Source organism: Paenibacillus psychroresistens (genome assembly GCF_009728935.1).
Lineage (GTDB): Bacteria > Bacillota > Bacilli > Paenibacillales > NBRC-103111 > Paenibacillus_AC > Paenibacillus_AC psychroresistens.
The window spans coordinates 5,691,880-5,711,221 of the sequence record NZ_CP034235.1 but is presented as its reverse complement, the minus strand read 5'-3'; the positions used below and the strand labels follow the sequence as shown (position 1 = coordinate 5,711,221).

Sequence of the window (19,342 nt, the reverse complement as noted above, 5' to 3'; positions counted from 1 at the left end):
GAGTTCAGAAAAATGAAAAATTATTTATCACGCAGCTTCATACTTTTTACGGTTTTTGCTTTAGTTCTTGTGGCATCGGGCTGCGGTACAAAGAAAACACCAGAAGCGTCAACTGCCGCAACGAATGCATCGACTGCTACTAATGCTCCAGCAGCTGAGGCAACACCTGAGGCAACTCCTGAGGCTTCCAAAGAACCAGTAACGATCAAAATTTATACAGGTGCAGCTGATTGGGCAAAAGAAACGAATATAGCGCAAGTTGCAGCATTCACTGCAGCTACAGGTATCAAAGTGGAGCCTGAGATTGTTCCTGGAGATGGAATAGATATTTATAAGAAAATCGATCTGGATATGTCTTCAGGTGGCACAGCAGATGTAATTCCTCTGGCAAATCCATTGATACTTGATAAATATGTAATGAATGATTTCCTCTTGCCATTAAATGACATGATGAAAGCAGATAATTATGATGCGGATAAAATCTATGGCAAGTATTTGACGAAATACAAGGGAGACCAAATTTATTCGTTGCCTATAACCGCATCGATGTGGGCTGTCTTTTATAATAAGAAGATTTTTGATGATGCCAAAGTTCCTTATCCTCCAGCTTCTTGGACATGGGATCAATATATTGAAACAGCCAAGAAATTAACGGACAAAGATAAGGGCATTTATGGATCTTATATGCTGGATTATGATATCTATATGTTCATGCTTTCCAGACAAAATAATATTTCAGGATATAAAGCTGATGGCACCTCGAATTATGATGATCCAATCTTCAAAAGAAGCTTGCAGCTATTTGGTGACTTGGGATCCGTACACAAGGTTCAACCGAATTGGATTGATTTTAAAACGAAAAAACTGCCTTGGGATGGATTTATGTCAGGCAAATACGGCATGCATTTAATTGGAACTTGGTATTCAGGTTTGCTAACCAACAAGAAGGATTATCCGATTGACTGGAAATGGGGCGTCACGCAGATTCCAACTGACGGTACCGCAGGAACAAACAATTTTGGTGTAACGTTTACCAATGGCGTTAATAAAAAATCATTGCATCCTAAGGAAGCATTGGAATATGTGAAATATATGGGAGAAAACAATGCCAAAATGTCAGGTAATGTTCCTGCTTTAGCGGATGCAAATCTTCAAAAAGATTCACTTAAGAAAATTGCAGATGATTCAGAAGGCAACGTAACTGTTGATGATTTATCTAAAGCTTACTTTGATAACAACCTAGGTTATGTACAGGAGAAAATTATTGGACCAGCTGCAACGGAGTATAGCAATATTATCCTGCAGGAAGCTGAACTTTACCTGATTGGTAAAAGATCGTTAGATGATACAGTTAAAGCGATTAAGGAAAAAGCAGATGCTGCAATTGCCAATGAGAAGAAATAACTAACATGAAACATGGTTTGCTAAAAGGGGTCAATTTGACCCCTTTTACAATAAATAGATATTGAGAAGGTGATTTCACATGGAGATGATAGATGTCAAAAGCGTTCAGGCTGTTGTTAAAAAGAAGCGGGCATTTGGTTTGGCAAAACAAGAAAAAAAAGCGGCTTTTTGGTTCATTCTACCATTTGTAACTGGATTTCTGGGTTTTAACTTGTTTCCAATAGTGTATGCTTTTTTAATCAGTTTAATGGATTATCGGAGTTTTAAAGATCTGGGAACTTATCAATTTACAGGCTTCAAAAACTATCTGGATATTATGACAGATATAAACTCGATTAATGCGTATTTAACAAGCTTATACTACATTCTAATGTACGTTCCTGGGATTATGATTGTGTCTTTACTCTTTGCTCTCCTGTTAAATCGCACTTTTTATTTGCGTTTTTTAACCAGAAGTATGGTATTGATGCCGTATGTTTCTAATATTGTAGCAATCGCAATGGTATGGTCAATTCTCTTGGATCCAACAGACGGACCCATCAATAAACTGCTAATTTGGAGCGGATTAAAGCCTTCAATGTGGCTTATGGGCACGGAATCAGCACTTGCTACAGTGGTTTTAATCAATATTTGGCAGGGCTTGGCTTTTCATGCAATCGTCTATCTAGCTGCTCTTCAAGCTGTTCCCCAAGATTTATATGAAGCTGCCGAAATAGATGGCGCGAGCCGATTTCAGAAATTGCGCCGCATTACGTTACCTTTAGTCTCACCGACCTCATTCTTCTTAGTCATTATTAGCATTATTACTTCCTTGCAAAATTATGCTTCGATTAAATCAATGACCAATGGTGGCCCAGGAATTTCCACTAAGGTAATTTCTTTTAATATTTATGAGGAGGCATTTACGTATAACCGTTTTAGTTACGCATCTGCTCAAGCGATTATCCTATTCTTGATAATTCTAATCGTAACCATCATTCAATGGAAAGGACAAAAAAGATGGGTACATTACTAAATAATAGCGCTAAATTTAAAAAAATAATTTACTCTGTTTTTATGCTCATCTTAGGATTAACTATGGTAGTTCCATTCGTTTTTATGATTTCAGCATCTCTAAAAATGAATAATCAGGTATTTATAGATCCATTGCGTATTATTCCAGAGAAAATATTCACCGGTAATTATAAAACGCTATTTCATCATCGATTTTATTTTCATTGGTATTGGAATTCAATCCGTATCGTCTTGATCACCATCCTGTTAAGAGGTTTTTTTGTAACCTTGGCAGCTTATGCATTTGCTAAATTGAGATTTCGCTTTAGGGAAATGCTTCTCTTACTATTATTAGCCTTTACCTTAATACCCTCAGACACGACAGTGATTGCCAGGTACTTGATGTATAAACAAATTAGCTTGATTGATTCGCAATGGGTGATTATTCTGCCGGCAACCTTTGATGTATTTTTCCTGTTCTTATTGCGTCAATTTTTTATGGGTGTGCCCGATGAGCTCTCCGAATCAGCGATTGTGGATGGCTGCTCACATTTCAAAATCTATTATAAAATTGTACTTCCGCTTTGTGTTCCTGCTTTAATTACGATGTCTTTATTTACATTTATTTGGCTCTGGAATGATTTTGTAAGCCCATTTTTGTTTATTAGCAGTATGAAAAAACAAATGTTAACCGTAGGCTTGCAATATTTTCAAGGAGAAGCTGGAGCAAATTATGGGCTTCAAATGGCGGGGGCATCATTGTGTATCCTTATTCCGGTGATAATGTTTTCTTTTGCTCAAAAATATTTTATTCAGGGGATAGCCTTGACTGGAATTAAAGGATAAAATGCCAAATGGGTATTAGCGAGGTGATCTGATGTATAATTTGCTTATTGTTGATGACGAAAGTAAAATGCGTGAAGATTTATCGGCGATTCCTTGGCATATGATGGGAGTACAATTAATCGGATGTGCTATACATGGTCTGGATGCTTTACAATTTATTTCAGAGCACCAAATCGATATTGTTTTGACAGACATTCGGATGCCATTTATGGATGGAATTGAATTAATTCATATTTTGCAGCAAAAGCATCCTTTTATTCGAGTCATCATTTTATCTGGCTGCAATAACTTCAATTATGCGCAAAAAGCATTGGGGAATGGAGCTGTTGATTACTTATTAAAACCACTTCAAAAGGATGAACTGGTTAAGTCATTCGCGAAATTGGTTTCAAAATTAGATGTTATGAAAGAGGCGCAGCTTAGAAATGCCGTTCTCATTCAAAAAGAAGGGTTATACTCTAAGCTGCTTCGAGAAGAGTTTTTGACGAAGTTGTTTCATGTTAAGCTTGCAGCTGATGAAATTGAACTAGGCTGCTCTGAATGTGGGATTTTACTGGATGGAAATGAATATACGATAGCGATTATTCGACTTGATCCTATATCCTTCAACATACATGGTTTAACTGACCGAGAATTAAAGTTAATCACTTTTTCATTAGATAATATTCTGGATGACATTTGGGACCGCAAAGGGCTAGGTTATCATTCTGTAAACAAAAAGAATGCAGAGTGTTGTTTGCTTTCGAAGAAGCCATCACCTAGAAAAGATCTGATTCAAGTTAAACTTCAATTAATGAAATTTAGCGGGCTATTTAGCTCTACACTATCATTAGGAGTGGGAAAAACAGTACAGGAAGCAACAGAGATTTGGCATTCAACAAAAATGGCTAAGCAATTCTTAGGGAAATCAGGTAATGAAGATAGTATTGTAGAATCAGATAATATTGTTGTTCAGGCTGCAAAAAGCTATATAATGAAAAATTTCCATCGCAGTATTACTTTAAAAGAAGTTTCCAACCACGTTTATGTGACTCCAGGTCATTTAAGCTTGCTTTTTCGCGGAACTGGTGAGAGTTATATCCAATACCTAACTTTATTGCGCATAAACAAAGCGATCGAATTATTATCAGATGTTCGATATAAAATATATGAGGTTGCTGAAATGGTTGGTTATTCAGATCAGACTTATTTTGCTGAAATAATCAGAAAGCACACTGGGAAAGCTCCAATGGAATTTAGAGGGATTTCCAAGTAATTCTAAATGTAGTCATAGAGCTAGCACTTACTTAAAGGTGAGCAGCTAACGTAAGCTGAACCTTGTATAAAGAAAGTGCGTACTTATGTTCTTTTTGAGGTTAGGTTACAATGAGAATGTATTAAAATGGGATTGAGGAGGATTTGTGATGAAATATAGTTATTTGGGACGGTCCGGTTTAAAAGTAAGCAAGCTTTGCCTGGGCACGATGAACTTCGGTGTAGACACAGATGAGAAAGAAGCATTCCGGATTATGGATGCTGCGATAGATGCAGGAATTAACTTTTTTGATACCGCTAATATTTATGGCTGGGGTGAGAACTCTGGACGTACAGAAGAGATTATTGGCAAATGGTTTGCGCAAGGTGGCGGTCGTCGTGAGAAGGTTGTTCTAGCAACTAAAGTGTACGGAGATATGCATGAAGCCAGCGACGGCCCCAACAGAGATGGGGGTTTATCCGCTTACAAAATAAAACGTCATCTTGAAAGCTCTTTGCGTCGACTTCAAACCGATCATATCGAGCTTTATCAGATGCATCACGTGGATCGTAATGTCTCTTGGGATGAGCTTTGGGAAGCTTTCCAGGTTGCGATTTATCAGGGAAAAATTGGTTATGTCGGTTCAAGCAATTTTGCCGGCCGTGATTTGGTTAAAGCCCAATATGAAGCGAAATCAAAGCATATTCTTGGCTTGATATCGGAGCAGCACAAATACAGCTTGCTTTGCAGATTGCCTGAACTTGAGGTGCTGCCTGCAGCTGAAGAGCTTGGTATTGGTGTGATTGCTTGGAGTCCTTTAGATGGAGGATTGTTGAGCGGAAATGCCTTAGTTCCTGTTGCGGGTTCCAAGCGAGCTAGTGATCAGACACGTGTAGAAAAGTTTCGTCCACAGCTTGAGGCATTTTCGGCCTTATGCAAGGAGCTTGGCGAGAGTGAAGCCAATGTGGCATTAGCCTGGACATTGGTTCAGCCTTCCATGACAGCACCAATCATTGGACCACGTACAATTGAGCAATTTGAGAAATCACTTCGTGTAGTTGAGATTAAATTCGAGGAAGCTACTTTAAATAGGCTGGATGAGATTTTTCCAGGTCCTGGCGGCGACGCTCCACGCGCTTACGCTTGGTAGAGTATTGCATGTAAATAGATTCTTCAACAACTTGCCGCCCTTAATAGGGCGGTTTATTTTAATTCTTAAGTCTGCCTATCTTATTCTCTCATCAAGCATTTGAAAAACTTGCTTTATTCCTGCTTTAGGCACATTGGCATACCGCTCACCGATATGAACTTCGAAATAACAGCTTGACTCGCTTAATTCTCTGATACTAGGAGTTAAACCGATACTAGTCTCTTCATAAATGGCTAACAAAATTGCTTCAAGCTTAGCTTTTGTCACATCGAGATGGACATGGAACATATTAGAAACAGGTACTAATGGCTTCGTTATAATGGCATGACATTGATTATAAAACCCAGCCAGCTCTCTAGCCTCTTCGTAATACTGCCCCATTTTAGGCAATCTTTGTTTGAAATAATAATCTGCGCTGATGATATAAGGATACAGGCTAATTAGGTCGCCCCCATGGCGCCTTTTCCAAACTTTTGATTCCTTTGTAAAAGCTTCATCGCCAGCAAGAATTGCACCTGCAATCCCACCAATACCTTTGTAAAATGAAACATAAACACTATCAAAAAGCTTGCAAATTTCAGCGGCTGACTTTTGAAAATAGGGTAATATTTCAAAAAGTCTTGCACCATCTAGGTGCAGCATGATCCCTTTTTCACGGCAATAGGCGGAGATGGCTTCAAGATCTGCATAATCAGGCAACTGTCCACCAATCTCGCGTTGAGGCAATTCCAGTAATAAGCATGAGACGTCTTCGTTCATGCTCAGTACATCCTCTAATTGAACCGTTCTACTATGATCCGCTAATAAAATGGACTCAATGTGATGCAGTTCTTTGAGCCCATCTTCTTCATGAATTTCTAGATGACATAAGGGATGATAGGCAACTTTTTTTAGCCCCTTTTTATCACACCATATTCTTAAAGCAATTTGCTGAGCCATGGTCCCACTAGGGAAAAATACCGCGGATTCTTTACCTAAATACTCTGCCATATTATTTTGAAAATCCTCTATCAGCTTGCCTTTACCGTAAACATCACTATCCATGCTCTCATCTGAATCGTTTAATGCTTCTTTTAATATTTGAATATTTCTTTTGCTGTGGCCAATTAATGGAAAGGTGGTTTGATTATAGGCTTCTAATAATGAATTATCTACGCTCATCTTGGATGTTGCTCCTTTCGGAAAAAAATGCCCATAAAAAGTAAACAAAGAACAGACCACAAATGAATGCAATGAACCCATATCCACCAAAAATATTAAATCTGGAAGAGAAGAAGCCAAAGCCGAGACCTGTTAGCATCGTCACTGCATTCAGTCCTAGTGATTGGAACGAATCCATTGTTGCCCTCATGGATGAATCAATCCGATGGTGCAGATATCCACTGGCAAGGGGGTCCGTTACACCGGAAACCAAGAATATCAGGCAAATCGCTGCTAAGCTTGAGAAGTCATGGACGATGGATAAGTAGAAGAATCCTCCAGCGAAAACAGCTGTCACACCTAATAATAAGGATCTGTAACTAAATTTATTTTTCAATACTTCTACAAGCATGTTACCCGGAACTCTCAAGAGCATAAACAACGCTGAGAATAATCCGAAATAAATAACTGGAATTTCAAGCTCGCTCAAGTAAAGCTGCCAGAACTCATCGATAAAATTGATCGCAGCACCCGTGACCATGCCTGTTAACACAACAAGACAAACAGCTTGATTATTCTTAAAAAATGAGAGCGATGCTCTAACATATTCTTGAATAGCAATGGGTTCATCGAGCTCGCTTTTAACGGTGGGTTCAGCTAACCAGAAGGATACAACTAAAGCAGTACATGAACTGGCAAAAGAGAGCCAATAAGTCAGCTCAAAGCCATATCGACTTGCCAAAAAACTTCCGCACAAAGCCGCGGCCATAGCAGAGGTGAAGCCAAAGATGTTCAAGCGTCCTAGATATTTTTCAAACGAATCTTCCTGATCACAAAGCAGCAAGGAATCATATAACAAGGCATTCTCGGACCCGCTGCTTACAGATTGAGCGACCCCAGCCAGAAAAACCACAACAGCAAAGTGCCAAAATTCCGTAGCAAATAGTAAGATAAGAAACTCGAAGTATCCCAAAATGGCGCTTATCACCATCATTTTTTTGCGACTCCACATATCGGCGATAATTCCAGTTGGAATCTCCAGTAAAACAATAGTTACTGCATAAATGATCTCGGTATAGACAACCAACTGAATGGTCATGCCTCTTTGTTCCCAGAACAATCTTTCAATTACATATGCAGGTACCAGGTTTTGCAAGATCCGATAGGCATATAATTTCCAAATGTTATTTTTAAAATTCATAGCGAAGCTCCTCTCCGTATATGGTTGCAGCGTACACAACTCATATAGGGTGGAGCTCGTGAGCTACTTAATACTAAAGCTTAGCAGGGAGGTCTTGCGTTTGTCATATAGATATCTCCTTTCTATTAGACTAGATTCTGCAAATAGTTGAAGCTGATGGCCAAGCTTTCAAAAGGATCACGCAAGCAAGTATCTTGCTCCACCACATACCATTCCACTTCGCTATCACGACAGGCTTGCAGGATGGCAGGCCAATTGAGATTGCCCTCGCCAATCTCTGCGAATACCGGATTGTTCTCGACGATCGCCATATCTTTCAGATGAACAACCTGCATTCTGCCGCTGACTTTATTGATCCAATCCACGGGATTTGCGCCACCGGCTTGGACCCAATATAGATCCAATTCAAATCCGAAGCTTGGACTGGCTGTTTGGAATAGCAAATCCATTCCTGTTATCCCCTCGAACTTGGTGAATTCAAAATGATGGTTGTGATAAATAAATTGCAGACCGGCAGAAGCCAGCTTATCACTAATTATATTGAACTCTTCAGCAAAGGCAATATAGCCAGCTTTGCTCGTGCGATAGCTATCAGGTAAAGAACCTATGCCGACATATTTGCAGTTCCAAGATAAGTGTTCTTGGATGACAGCTTCCAAATCATTGACTAATCGATCATAAGAAATATGAGTAGCGCAGATCGTAAGTCCGATTCTTTCTGTGATTTCTTTTACAAGCTCTGGTGCGATTGGACCAATTCCTGAGACTTGAACGGCCGAATAACCTAGCTGTTTAATTTTATTAAGTGATGCTTCTAGCTCCTCGGCCGTTTTGCAGAAATCCCTTACCGTGTATAATTGGGCCGCAATTTGCGTTTTTTTCATGAAAAGACACCTCATCCTTTGTTTTATTTTATTGTATCATGAGTCACTTAAGTAGGCTTGACTAATGTCATTTAAACTGCCTGACAATTTAACTCTCATTGTGATTTAGTTTTATTATAATAAACGATACTTTTAACATTGAAAGTTAAAAGTATTACGAGTATAATCAAAAGTATGATTCTTATTCATTTGGATGGAGCGTGACTGATTATGTTGAAGGTTGGAGTTATTGGATGTGGGGCTATTGCACAGAGACGCCATTTACCGGAATATTTGCAACGAAATGATGTAGAAATTATTGCTGTTTGCGATTTTAACCTGCAAAGGGCTCAAGAGGTTGCCAAGCAATTTGGCGCCAAATATGCTTTTCAAACTCACGAGGAATTACTAGCGTGTGAAGAGATTGAGGCTGTTTCAGTGTGCGCTCCCAATAATCTGCATGCATCGATCTCAATTGAAGCGCTTAATGCCGGTAAACATGTACTCTGTGAAAAACCAATGGCTACCAATTTAGCTGAAGCTAAAAGTATGATTGAAGCTGCTCAAATAAACAAAGTTAAATTAATGATCGGACATAGCCAAAGATTCATGGCCGTGCATACGAAGGCTAAGGAAATTATAGAGCAGGGCAAGCTTGGCAAGGTGCTCAGCTTTCAGTCGAATTTCAGCCATTCTGGACCGGAAAACTGGAGTGTGGATGGTTCGAAAAGCTGGTTTTTTAATAAAGATGAGGCTTTTGCAGGAGTTTTAGGAGATTTGGGAATTCATAAAGCCGATTTAATCCGCTGGTTGCTTGATGATGAAGTCAGTGAATTAACCTCGATGTATGGAACTCAGCACAAGAATACAAATGTAGATGATCATGCTGTGATCTTAATGAAAACACGCAAGGGTGCAATTGGCACGATAACAGCTAGCTGGGTTTCTTATCCGAATGAAATCAATTCAACGGTTATTTTTTGCGAGAAGGGTACGATTAGTATTGGTGTGGATCCCAGCTACGGTTTAATTGTCGATCATAGCAATAAACAGCGTGAGCTGCATGAGTTGGGGAAAATTCAGTCTAATGAAGTAGGCGAGCAATTTACTTCAGGGGTCATTGATCATTTTGTTGATGGAATTGTTAATGGCACTGGACACTTGATTACAGGCGAAGAGGGCTATAAATCACTAGAAATAGTACTTGCCGGCATAAACTCAGCGAATAGTAAAACAACTGTTATTTTTGAAAAGGCTTGAGTAATCTTAGGTCGGAGTATATAATTTTGAGTGAAATGAGATGAAAGTGGTGATATTCAATGCTTCCAATGACAGCAAATGTTCTCCAAATGATTAGGAGGGCCAAATCTCCACTGTCTAAAGCGGATATAGCCAATGAATCCGGTAGCTCGTTATCTGCTGCTTCCGACCATGTAGAACGGCTGATTGCTGAACAGCTTATCGAAGTCAATGCGATTGGGGCTTCAAGCGGCGGTAGAAAGCCCAAGCAGTATTCTTTGAATAGCAGATATGGACATATTTTATCTATTGAACTAAGCACCACAAGTGTACAAATTGCGATTACTAATTTTGATTGTGAAATTCTAAGTACCCAAACTTCAACTATTCAAATAAATGAAGGTCCTGATAAAGTTTTAACCTATGTCCAGCAGCTAGTTGAGCAATTAATTGTAGAGATTGGTATAGAAAATTCTTCAATTAAGGGTATCGGAATCGGGATTCCTGGGCCTGTTGATTATTCCATGGGGCAGCCGATTACTCCACCGCTAATGCAGGGGTGGGATAATTATCTCATTCCTCAGTTTTGGTCGAAGTTTTATGATTGTCCTTGTTATGTAGATAATGATGTGAATATCATGGCACTCGGAGAACAGGCGAAGGGGTATAAGTTTGAAATTGACAATTTGATTTATATTAAACTTGGATCTGGTATTGGATCCGGTGTCATTTATGATGGCAAGCTTTATCGCGGATCAGCAGGAAGTGCTGGCGATATTGGCCATTTTGATATCGGCAATAATGTGCTCTGCTGGTGCGGGAATAGAGGCTGTCTGGAAGCCTCAGCCGGAGGCAAAGCGATTGTTGCAAAAGGAAAAGCAGCAGCCTTATCTGAAAAAAGTGATTTTTTACTAAAGCGGCTTGAGGAGCATGGGGAAATTACACTTGCAGATATTAGCGCAGGAGTGCTAAATCTGGATCCGATTTCAGTTGATATCATTCGTGAAAGTGGAGCCATATTAGGACGTGTGCTTGCTTCGATCGTTAATTTTTCAAATCCAGACTTAGTGGTTATAGGCAGTGAATATTCGGATTATGGGGATATTCTCTTAGCTTCGATCAGACAAAGCGTTTATCAAAGATCACTTCCATTAGCTACTCGTAAATTATTGATTAATAAATCTATTCTCGGAAATACAGCTGGCTTAATTGGTGGGGCGTTTATGACGATTGACCAGTTAATCATTCAAGCAACAAATGATAAAGTAGATACTTTTCTTAATTGATCTTCGATTAATGTTATGAAACCTCACATTACTATTGACACTACTGCCTTAAGCCCCTATACTACTGATAATGAAAGCTTTTTAAAAACTGAATAAAGGTTCTCGTTGAACGAGTAATGAGAACAATAAGCTATCTAGGGTTCCGTTGATGTTGTGATTTGGCATCAAGTCTGGCCCGAGAGATAGGTATATGGAAGATACATGTTAGATAATGTGATCTCTCGTATAACACGGAAGGACAAAAGCCTGGGAGATCATTCTCTCTGGCTTTTTTTTATTTTCATCACTAAGGAGGAAAATTTATGAAAAGCTTATGGAGCAAGACGCTACTTCCCGGAGATAAATGGTCGGGTTTAATCGGCAGAGAAAAGCTGATACAGTTTACCGCGCTAGAGGCAGGAGCAAATGTCTCCTTGCTGATGTACAACGCCAAGGATTTAACAGAGCGTTATAATATGCCTGATACACTGAAGGCACAGTATACTGCACATTTAACTAAAGGAAATATCCTGATGAGCGATAATGGCAGAGCATTGGCAAGCTTTGTGGAAGATAGCTTAGGCTGGCATGATACCTTAAGCGGATATACAACACGTGAAGCAACGGATCTTAAATATGGCAAGACACAATACCAAGAATTGCGTAATGATTGGCTGCGTTCGGGCCAGGAAAATTTTGCTGTGGAGTTAGTTAGAAGCGGGCTGGGATTGCGAGATCTAGTTCCCGCAGTAAATCTTTTCTCCAAAGTATATTGTGCAGATAATGGAGACATGAATTTCAGTGAACAGCATTGCCCGGCAGGTGCCACGATTACCTTGCGTACGGAGATGGATGTTCTGTTAATTTTATCGAATACGCCTAATCCAATGGATCCCAAAACCACATATCCATCAGTGCCTGTGAATATAGAGATAATCCCAAGCTTACCTGTTGAGGATGCTGATTATTGCCTAAACTATCGCCCAGAGAATCGTCGAGCTTTTGAGAATACATGGGAATATTACACATTGCTTGGAGGGAACCAACATGGCTGAATTCAATCGAGTGGAAAGCCCGCGTATTGCGGACGATGCTGTATATGAAATAGTTGTTCCTGCTGGAGACGGTTGGATGCATGAGCTTTTACCAGGTCAGGTGCTGAGAATCGTCGACATTGCCGGGAATCAAGCGGCGGATACGATATTCTATGATGCAGATCAGCTGGAGGATCATTATAGCGCTATAGCTACAATAGTCGGGCAAGGCAATTTATATTTGACGACTGGAACTACTTTACGTACGGAGTCAGGCAATGCTTTGTTAACGATTGTTGCCGATACCTGTGGTCGTCATGATACCATTGGCGGCTCTTGCTCTGCACAAAGTAATACGGTTCGCTACTCACATGACAAGTTATCTATGCACAACTGCCGAGATACTTTTATGCTGCAATTGGCTCAATTTGATAATCAATATTCTAAAAGGGATCTAGCACCTAATATTAACTTTTTTATGAACGTACCGGTTTCTCCCGAAGGTGGGCTCAAGTTTGCAGATGGGGTTTCAGCACCAGGATGTTATGTAGAAATGCAGGCAATCCGTCGTACCATGGTCTTGATTAGCAACTGTCCACAGCTGAACAACCCTTGTAATGCCTATAACCCAACGCCAATCCAATTGCTGATTTGGGACCATTAAGCTACGAAAACTCTGCCTATGCTTACGAAGATAGTTTTCTTAAGAAAACTCTAAGGAGATGACAACATGTTCACAAAAATACTGATTGCTAACCGAGGTGCAATTGCTGTTCGGATTGAACGGACTCTGCGCAAGCTGGGAATTGCTTCGGTTGCCGTATATACCCAAGCCGATCAAGACAGCCTCCATGTCGATCAAGCGGATGAAGCAATTCTGATTGGAGAAGGCGCAGCCAAAGAAAGTTATCTCAATGCAGAATTAATTCTGCAAACTGCGATTGCTACAGGCGCCCAAGCGATTCACCCAGGCTATGGTTTCTTGAGCGAGAATGCGGATTTTGCCCGAGCTTGTCGTGAGCATGGAATTGTTTTCATCGGTCCCACGCCGGAGCAGATGGAGATGTTTGGTCTTAAGCATTCGGCAAGAGAGATTGCCGAAAGGGCAGGCGTACCTATGCTGCCGGGAACTCCACTTATCATAGAACTAAACGCGGCATTGATTCATGCAGCAGCGATTGGCTATCCCGTGATTCTGAAAAGTACGGCTGGTGGTGGCGGCATCGGGATGCGAGTTTGCGCAGATGAAGCGGCATTACGAGCAGCCTATGATGGGGTGCGCCATCTCGCGGAAACTAATTTTAAAAACGGTGGACTCTTTCTAGAAAAATTTATTGCCAAAGCTCGCCACGTAGAGGTTCAAATTTTTGGTAATAAGTTTGGCGAAGTTGTAACTTTAGGTGAGCGTGATTGTTCGATTCAACGCCGTAATCAAAAGGTAATTGAAGAAAGCCCAGCACCTAACCTTTCGCAAGAAGTGCGTGAAGCTATGTTGAACTCAGCACAACGGCTTGCGGCAGAAGTGGGATATCGCAGTGCTGGAACAGTAGAGTTTCTATATGATCCTGAGTCTTGCGAGTTCTATTTTCTGGAAGTAAATACGCGCCTGCAAGTTGAGCACGGCGTAACGGAAGAGGTACTGGGAATTGATTTAGTGGAGTGGATGGTTCGAGAGGCTGCGGATGAGCTTACGGATTTAATTTCTCTAGTGCCGCCAACAGTTGGACACAGCATTCAAGCTCGTATTTATGCAGAGGATTGTCTACGTGATTTCCGTCCTAGTGCGGGGCAGCTGGATCAGGCTATTTTCTCGGAGCATGCACGAATTGAAACATGGGTAAGGGATGGGATGACCATCACTCCGCTTTATGATCCGATGCTTGCCAAAATTATTGTTCACGGTGAGAACCGACTTGATGCGATAAATAAGCTGATCCGTGCTTTAGGAGAAACACGATTATATGGGATAACAACTAATTTGCAATACTTACATGCCTTGCTGCAAGAAAAGGAATGTCTCGAAGGAAATGTATATACGCAATTTTTGAATGGTTTTGCGCCTACGGAGCATGCTCTGGAAGTATTGGATGGCGGCGTGCAGACCACTGTACAAGATTGGCCTGGAAGAATTGGTTATTGGAATGTTGGGGTACCACCTTGTGGACCTATGGATCCATTATCTTTTCGAATCGGCAATAAGCTGTTGGGCAATGAGGAATATGCAAGCGGACTTGAATTAACTTTACGCGGCGGTTCTTATTGTTTTCGCAATCAAATGTGGTTTTGTCTAACCGGTGCCGATATGCAAGCTACTTTAGATGAAGTGCCAGTTCCTTTGTATAAACCAATTCTTGCTAATAAAGATCAGGTTTTAAGCTTTGGAGAAGCTATCGCGGGAATGCGTACCTATTTGCTTATTTCAGGTGGATTTGATATGCCATTAATTCTGGGCAGCTCAGCCACTTTTACGTTAGGCAGCTTTGGTGGTCATGGTGGCAGAGCATTACGGACAGGTGATGTATTGGCTGTGAATAAAACCACGAAAACACCAAACGAAACCAATGTACTCGCCGAAGCTTATCGGCCAGCTATGACTCGGGAATGGACGATTGGTGTTATCCCAGGTCCACATTGTACGGAAGAATTTCTTCAACCGGATTATTTAACTCAGCTGACGGAAACGAAATGGGAGGTGCATTTCAACAGCTCACGCACCGGAGTTCGGCTGATTGGACCTGCTCCTCATTGGACTCGCGAAGATGGTGGCGAAGCAGGATTGCACCCATCGAATATTCATGATAATGCTTATGCAATCGGTGCGCTTGATCTTACTGGCGATATGCCGATATTACTTGGACCGGATGGTCCTAGCTTAGGGGGATTTGTTTGTCCAGTTACAACCGCATCAGCGGAATTCTGGAAAATTGGCCAGCTGCATGCTGGAGATACAATTAGCTTTCGTTTGCTTACTCTGCGAGATGCAGATAGGCTGCGCAGCTTGCAGGAAGCGAATTTAAACGCAATTGGCAATGCCGAGAATGAAATGGATCTTGAAGTTGTTATACTCCCACAAGCGAATAGCGAGATTAAAGCCAATGATCCTATTCTGATTAAAGCGGAAACTAACCGCAGATTTCCGATTACAATTCGTTGCAGCGGCGATGCTAATGTTTTGGTGGAATATGGTTTAATGGAGCTGGATCTACTGCTGCGTTTCCAAGTCCATGCATTGATGCAGGCGATTGAAGCAAGTGAGGATTTCCCGGTATTGGATTTAACGCCAGGTATCCGTTCCTTACAGGTGCATATAGATTCTGCGAAAATTACGGTAGAAGAAGCTTGTCAAAGAATTCTGCAATTGGACAGCAGCTTGCCTTCACTCGAATCAATTCAAGTTCCTTCACGGATTGTCCGTTTGCCCTTATCCTGGGATGACCCAGCGACTCAATTAGCGATTCAACGATATCAGCAAACGGTTCGTCCTGATGCTCCTTGGTGCCCAAGCAATTTGGAATTCATTCGCCGCATTAACGGGCTAAATGATCTGGAGGAAGTCAAAAAAATTGTTTTTGCTGCCAATTATTTAGTGCTTGGTTTAGGTGATGTTTATTTGGGTGCTCCTGTGGCAACACCGGTAGATCCGCGCCATCGTCTGGTTACTACCAAATATAATCCGGCACGCACATGGACACCTGAAAATGCTGTTGGAATTGGTGGAGCATACATGTGCATCTATGGCATGGAGGGTCCAGGCGGATACCAGTTTGTTGGACGTACTATTCAAATGTGGAACCGACTGCGTTCCACGGCGAGCTTTAAAGCTGGCAAACCATGGCTATTGCGCTTTTTCGATCAAATTCAATTTTATCCCGTAACTGCAGATGAATTACTTAAATTGCGTGAAGACTTTTTGCGAGGCAGATTTGAAGCAGACATTACAGAGACAACCTTTAATCTCGGTGAATATCAACAATTTCTCAGTTCTATTAAAGAAAGCACTGAGCATTTTCGTGAACAGCAGCAAGCATCCTTTCAGCAAGAAAGAGAAAGCTGGAAAGCCCTTGGCTTAGCTGAATATGTTTCAGAGCATGAACCAGCTAAAGCCTCACAAGAGGAAGAATTGCCAGAAGGTGCAGCTGCTATCCGCTGTACAATGCCTGGGAGTGTATGGAAGGTTATGGTAATAGATGGGCAAGCAGTTAAAAAAGGCGACACTGTCATCATCGAGGAAAGTATGAAAATGGAGTTTATTCAACAAGCGCCCTGTGATGGTTACATCACTTCTGTATATGTAAGTCCTGGTGATGAAGTACACGCAGGACAGTTGATTGCAGGTATTATGAAAGCATAAGAAAGCAGGTGGTGCACCATGAAAACAGTTGAACACTCCGAAATGCTGACTATAAAAAGCTTGAGTGAGAGCTACCTTAATAAAGAAACTACGCCAGAAGCAGTCGTTCAAGCCATTATCATTAAAGCTATGGAAGATAAAGAGATGAATATTTGGATTGAATTGCCGATCATGGAGCGAATACAACCTTATCTGGACGGTTTGCTCGAACTGGATCCAGCAGCCTCGCCATTATGGGGAATCCCTTTTGCAATTAAAGATAACATTGATTTAGCTGATGTTCCTACAACTGCTGGCTGTGAGGAATATGCCTATACACCAATTGAACATTCAACCGTGGTTTCCAGGCTTATAGCCGCTGGTGCTATCCCAATCGGTAAAACCAATTTAGATCAATTTGCAACAGGCCTCGTCGGGACGCGAAGCCCATTCGGTGAAACACATAATGCTTTAAGAGAAGAGTTAATTAGCGGCGGTTCTAGCTCTGGTTCGTCCGTTGCTGTGGCTCGTGGTCAGGTTGCTTTTGCTCTGGGTACAGATACAGCAGGTTCAGGTCGTGTACCCGCCGGTTTAAATGGACTAGTTGGTTACAAACCTAGCTTAGGAGCTTGGCCGACAAAAGGTGTGGTACCTGCATGTGCCAGCTTAGACTGTGTAACTGTGTTTACTCATTCCATAGAGGATGCTTTAGCAGTAGATGGAGTTGTCCGCGGCTATGATAATACGGACCCTTGGTCGCGAAATATTCCAATCCCAGCTCCAAAGCTTCCAGTCAAAATATGCCTGCCACAAGCGCCGCTTGATTTTTATGGACCTTATGCTGACGAATATCGGATGGCTTGGGAAGCAGCAGTAGAAAAAGTGGAGAAGCTCAATCTGCCTATCGAATATATCAATTGTAGTTTTTTTAGTGAAGCTGCTGCGCTGCTTTACAACGGACCTTATGTTGCGGAACGCTGGGCTAGCCTAGGAAGCTTTGTTGAAGCTCATCCCAACACGGTTTTTCCAGTAACGGAGCAGGTTTTACGGTCAGGAACGAAGGCGGAATACGACGCAGCTTCTGTTTTTCAAGCTATGCATAAGCTGCAAGCTTTTAAGCTAAACGCAAGAAAGCTATTAGGTGATGCAGTACTGGTGATGCCAACCTCAGGTGGTACATGGACCCGTGAACAGGTTCGGCTTGATCCCATCAGCACCAATAGTGATATGGGGCGTTATACCAACCATTGCAATTTGTTGGATTTGTGCGCAGTTGCTGTACCGGCCGGTGAAGCTGCTCCTAAGCTTCCTTTTGGGATCACTTTGTTTGCGCTAGCTGAGAATGAAGCTTTGATCTGTGCTAGTGCGGATGCTTTTATTAAACATATTGGAGGGGCATCTTATGAATAATGAGTCAGTAACAAGCATACTTGTGGTTTCCAATAAAGAGAATACTTTGGTAGCTGTCTGTGGGTTGCATATGCGCGGATTTCCGCTGGAAAAGCAAATGCTTGCTAGTGGAGCTTTTTTCATAACGGAAGCCGTGTCAGCAGCCAAATACCAATTCGTTAAGCTAGCAACCATACCGCCAAAGCCTGGAATGATTAAACAAACATCGGGTGGAACGGCTGTTCTTTTGGAAGTTTGGGAAATGCCTTTAACGTCATTTGGTGCTTTTGTTGCATCGATTCCTGCACCTCTAGGCATTGGTAAAGTAGAGCTTGAAGGCGGCTTGGAAGTACCCGGATTTATCTGTGAAGGTTATGCAGCTGAGGGAGCTGAGGATATTAGTGCAATCGGGAGCTGGCGTAAAGTATAATCATCCTATCAAGTATTCTGAATTTGAAGGATGGATTTAAGTGAACTGTCCCATCTGTAACAAAGATAGTCAATGTGGCGTTGAAGCGGGTCAAACCATTGAAGCTTGTTGGTGCAGCAAGGCCGTTTTTCCACAGGAGATATTCGATCAGATACCGCTGGATCTGAAAGGCAAAGCCTGTATTTGTAAGGCTTGTCTGGATAAGTTTAAGCAGCAGTGACTGGGTTACTAGGTTACTTTCCTAGGAGCTTAATAGTTATGTTTGACTGTTTACAATGTCAAATGTTTGCTTTGGTCCTACATAAACAAATACTGCCCACTTCCATTTTCATAATTGAAGGTGCAATAATCTGCGTTCTTTCTTTTGAATAACTGAACGACTAGATTCTGGACTTGTTCAGAGTCGGGTTCTACTGTAAGAATTTTAATCCATATATTGGCATCCAAACATACTTGTTTCATCTCTCACCATTTCTAAGCCGCTGAATATCCTCTGTGGAGCTAGGATGAACACCGCTTTCCTTTTTAACTTTTTCACGTATTATCATAATGTCTTGTAAAACTTTATCGCCTTCTTGCCATTTCATATATTCTTCGGTGATATCAGTCATAATATCATTCAAGGATTTATTCTCGTTCTCGGCTTTTGTATACAAATAATCGACGGTTGATTGAGGTAAACGTACGGTTAGTTGTTTTTTATCAATCATCATAATCATCCTTTTTTATATTGTTATTAATTCAATAATACTATGAATCGGAATGAGAATCGAATAAAGAATCATCTTATGAATCACTTATAAACTAAAAATAACGCATAAGCT

The 19,342-nt window shown here is 41.2% G+C and carries 16 protein-coding genes, 1 pseudogene and 1 riboswitch; of the genes and pseudogenes, 12 read left to right on the top strand and 5 right to left on the bottom strand.

The window, feature by feature from the left end:
- Window positions 1-12: 12 nt before the first annotated feature.
- From EHS13_RS26085 to EHS13_RS26065, 5 genes are all read left to right on the top strand, one after another.
- Window positions 13-1,404 carry a type 2 periplasmic-binding domain-containing protein gene (locus EHS13_RS26085; RefSeq protein ID WP_155703190.1) on the top strand — a complete coding sequence of 464 codons (1,392 nt, stop codon included), beginning with the start codon at window positions 13-15 and terminating at the stop codon, window positions 1,402-1,404.
- A 79-nt stretch (window positions 1,405-1,483) separates the two neighbouring features.
- On the top strand, window positions 1,484-2,419 hold the full coding sequence (locus EHS13_RS26080; protein WP_155703189.1) for a carbohydrate ABC transporter permease: 936 nt from the start codon (window positions 1,484-1,486) through the stop codon (window positions 2,417-2,419).
- A 104-nt stretch (window positions 2,420-2,523) separates the two neighbouring features.
- Entirely contained in the window at window positions 2,524-3,243 is a 720-nt protein-coding gene (locus EHS13_RS26075) for a carbohydrate ABC transporter permease (protein WP_162463259.1), read from the top strand.
- Window positions 3,244-3,274: 31 nt separating this feature from the next.
- A complete protein-coding gene (locus EHS13_RS26070) occupies window positions 3,275-4,498 on the top strand; it encodes a response regulator transcription factor (protein ID WP_155703187.1) in 1,224 nt (407 codons plus the stop codon).
- Window positions 4,499-4,646: 148 nt separating this feature from the next.
- Window positions 4,647-5,627, top strand: a complete 981-nt coding sequence (locus tag EHS13_RS26065; protein ID WP_155703186.1) for an aldo/keto reductase — start codon at window positions 4,647-4,649, stop codon at window positions 5,625-5,627.
- A 75-nt stretch (window positions 5,628-5,702) separates the two neighbouring features.
- Here the strand turns inward: EHS13_RS26065 and EHS13_RS26060 are convergent, their stop codons facing one another.
- The 3 genes from EHS13_RS26060 to EHS13_RS26050 all read right to left on the bottom strand — a co-directional run bounded on the left by EHS13_RS26060 (window position 5,703) and on the right by EHS13_RS26050 (window position 8,852).
- Window positions 5,703-6,788 (bottom strand): threonine aldolase family protein, encoded by a 1,086-nt coding sequence (locus EHS13_RS26060; RefSeq protein WP_155703185.1) that lies wholly within the window; start codon window positions 6,786-6,788, stop codon window positions 5,703-5,705.
- Window positions 6,775-7,968 carry an MFS transporter gene (locus EHS13_RS26055; protein WP_155703184.1) on the bottom strand — a complete coding sequence of 398 codons (1,194 nt, stop codon included), beginning with the start codon at window positions 7,966-7,968 and terminating at the stop codon, window positions 6,775-6,777. Before EHS13_RS26055 ends, EHS13_RS26060 begins: the two co-directional genes overlap by 14 nt.
- Window positions 7,969-8,093: 125 nt before the next feature.
- A complete protein-coding gene (locus EHS13_RS26050; RefSeq protein ID WP_155703183.1) occupies window positions 8,094-8,852 on the bottom strand; it encodes a sugar phosphate isomerase/epimerase family protein in 759 nt (252 codons plus the stop codon).
- A gap of 210 nt (window positions 8,853-9,062) precedes the next feature.
- On the opposite strand from EHS13_RS26050, the gene EHS13_RS26045 reads away from it, so the two are divergent.
- From EHS13_RS26045 to EHS13_RS26015, 7 genes and pseudogenes are all read left to right on the top strand, one after another.
- Window positions 9,063-10,091, top strand: a complete 1,029-nt coding sequence (locus EHS13_RS26045; RefSeq protein WP_405083521.1) for a Gfo/Idh/MocA family protein — start codon at window positions 9,063-9,065, stop codon at window positions 10,089-10,091.
- A gap of 68 nt (window positions 10,092-10,159) precedes the next feature.
- Window positions 10,160-11,356, top strand: coding sequence for an ROK family transcriptional regulator (locus tag EHS13_RS26040; protein ID WP_227013521.1), 1,197 nt, complete (start codon window positions 10,160-10,162; stop codon window positions 11,354-11,356).
- 123 nt (window positions 11,357-11,479) lie between these two features.
- Window positions 11,480-11,611, top strand: a riboswitch (guanidine-I (ykkC/yxkD leader).
- Window positions 11,612-11,658: 47 nt separating this feature from the next.
- Window positions 11,659-12,390, top strand: coding sequence for an urea amidolyase associated protein UAAP1 (locus EHS13_RS26035; protein ID WP_155703180.1), 732 nt, complete (start codon window positions 11,659-11,661; stop codon window positions 12,388-12,390).
- The gene (locus tag EHS13_RS26030; protein ID WP_155703179.1) at window positions 12,383-13,033 is read left to right on the top strand and encodes an urea amidolyase associated protein UAAP2; all 651 of its coding nucleotides are present in this window, start codon (window positions 12,383-12,385) and stop codon (window positions 13,031-13,033) included. Before EHS13_RS26035 ends, EHS13_RS26030 begins: the two co-directional genes overlap by 8 nt.
- Before the next feature lie 66 nt (window positions 13,034-13,099).
- The gene (uca, locus tag EHS13_RS26025; RefSeq protein WP_155703178.1) at window positions 13,100-16,720 is read left to right on the top strand and encodes an urea carboxylase; all 3,621 of its coding nucleotides are present in this window, start codon (window positions 13,100-13,102) and stop codon (window positions 16,718-16,720) included.
- Window positions 16,721-16,738: 18 nt separating this feature from the next.
- Window positions 16,739-18,518: pseudogene (atzF, locus tag EHS13_RS26020) on the top strand (allophanate hydrolase).
- A gap of 40 nt (window positions 18,519-18,558) precedes the next feature.
- Window positions 18,559-18,738: a cysteine-rich CWC family protein gene (locus EHS13_RS26015; RefSeq protein WP_155703177.1), complete on the top strand. Its 180-nt coding sequence runs from the start codon at window positions 18,559-18,561 to the stop codon at window positions 18,736-18,738.
- 77 nt (window positions 18,739-18,815) lie between these two features.
- On the opposite strand, the gene EHS13_RS36920 is transcribed toward EHS13_RS26015, so the two are convergent.
- Window positions 18,816-18,980, bottom strand: coding sequence for a hypothetical protein (locus EHS13_RS36920; protein ID WP_155703176.1), 165 nt, complete (start codon window positions 18,978-18,980; stop codon window positions 18,816-18,818).
- On the bottom strand, window positions 18,977-19,231 hold the full coding sequence (locus EHS13_RS26005) for a hypothetical protein (RefSeq protein ID WP_155703175.1): 255 nt from the start codon (window positions 19,229-19,231) through the stop codon (window positions 18,977-18,979). Before EHS13_RS26005 ends, EHS13_RS36920 begins: the two co-directional genes overlap by 4 nt.
- Window positions 19,232-19,342 lie beyond the last annotated feature (111 nt).

What these genes read in the sequence shown, in the direction of transcription:
- EHS13_RS26085 (WP_155703190.1), top strand. Translation starts at nt 13, where the DNA reads ATGAAAAATTATTTATCACGCAGCTTCATACTTTTTACGGTTTTTGCT.
- EHS13_RS26080 (WP_155703189.1), top strand. Translation starts at nt 1,484, where the DNA reads ATGGAGATGATAGATGTCAAAAGCGTTCAGGCTGTTGTTAAAAAGAAG.
- EHS13_RS26075 (WP_162463259.1), top strand. Translation starts at nt 2,524, where the DNA reads ATGAATAATCAGGTATTTATAGATCCATTGCGTATTATTCCAGAGAAA.
- EHS13_RS26070 (WP_155703187.1), top strand. Translation starts at nt 3,275, where the DNA reads ATGTATAATTTGCTTATTGTTGATGACGAAAGTAAAATGCGTGAAGAT.
- EHS13_RS26065 (WP_155703186.1), top strand. Translation starts at nt 4,647, where the DNA reads ATGAAATATAGTTATTTGGGACGGTCCGGTTTAAAAGTAAGCAAGCTT.
- EHS13_RS26060 (WP_155703185.1), bottom strand. Translation starts at nt 6,788, where the DNA reads ATGAGCGTAGATAATTCATTATTAGAAGCCTATAATCAAACCACCTTT.
- EHS13_RS26055 (WP_155703184.1), bottom strand. Translation starts at nt 7,968, where the DNA reads ATGAATTTTAAAAATAACATTTGGAAATTATATGCCTATCGGATCTTG.
- EHS13_RS26050 (WP_155703183.1), bottom strand. Translation starts at nt 8,852, where the DNA reads ATGAAAAAAACGCAAATTGCGGCCCAATTATACACGGTAAGGGATTTC.
- EHS13_RS26045 (WP_405083521.1), top strand. Translation starts at nt 9,063, where the DNA reads ATGTTGAAGGTTGGAGTTATTGGATGTGGGGCTATTGCACAGAGACGC.
- EHS13_RS26040 (WP_227013521.1), top strand. Translation starts at nt 10,160, where the DNA reads ATGACAGCAAATGTTCTCCAAATGATTAGGAGGGCCAAATCTCCACTG.
- EHS13_RS26035 (WP_155703180.1), top strand. Translation starts at nt 11,659, where the DNA reads ATGAAAAGCTTATGGAGCAAGACGCTACTTCCCGGAGATAAATGGTCG.
- EHS13_RS26030 (WP_155703179.1), top strand. Translation starts at nt 12,383, where the DNA reads ATGGCTGAATTCAATCGAGTGGAAAGCCCGCGTATTGCGGACGATGCT.
- uca (WP_155703178.1), top strand. Translation starts at nt 13,100, where the DNA reads ATGTTCACAAAAATACTGATTGCTAACCGAGGTGCAATTGCTGTTCGG.
- EHS13_RS36920 (WP_155703176.1), bottom strand. Translation starts at nt 18,980, where the DNA reads ATGAAACAAGTATGTTTGGATGCCAATATATGGATTAAAATTCTTACA.
- EHS13_RS26005 (WP_155703175.1), bottom strand. Translation starts at nt 19,231, where the DNA reads ATGATGATTGATAAAAAACAACTAACCGTACGTTTACCTCAATCAACC.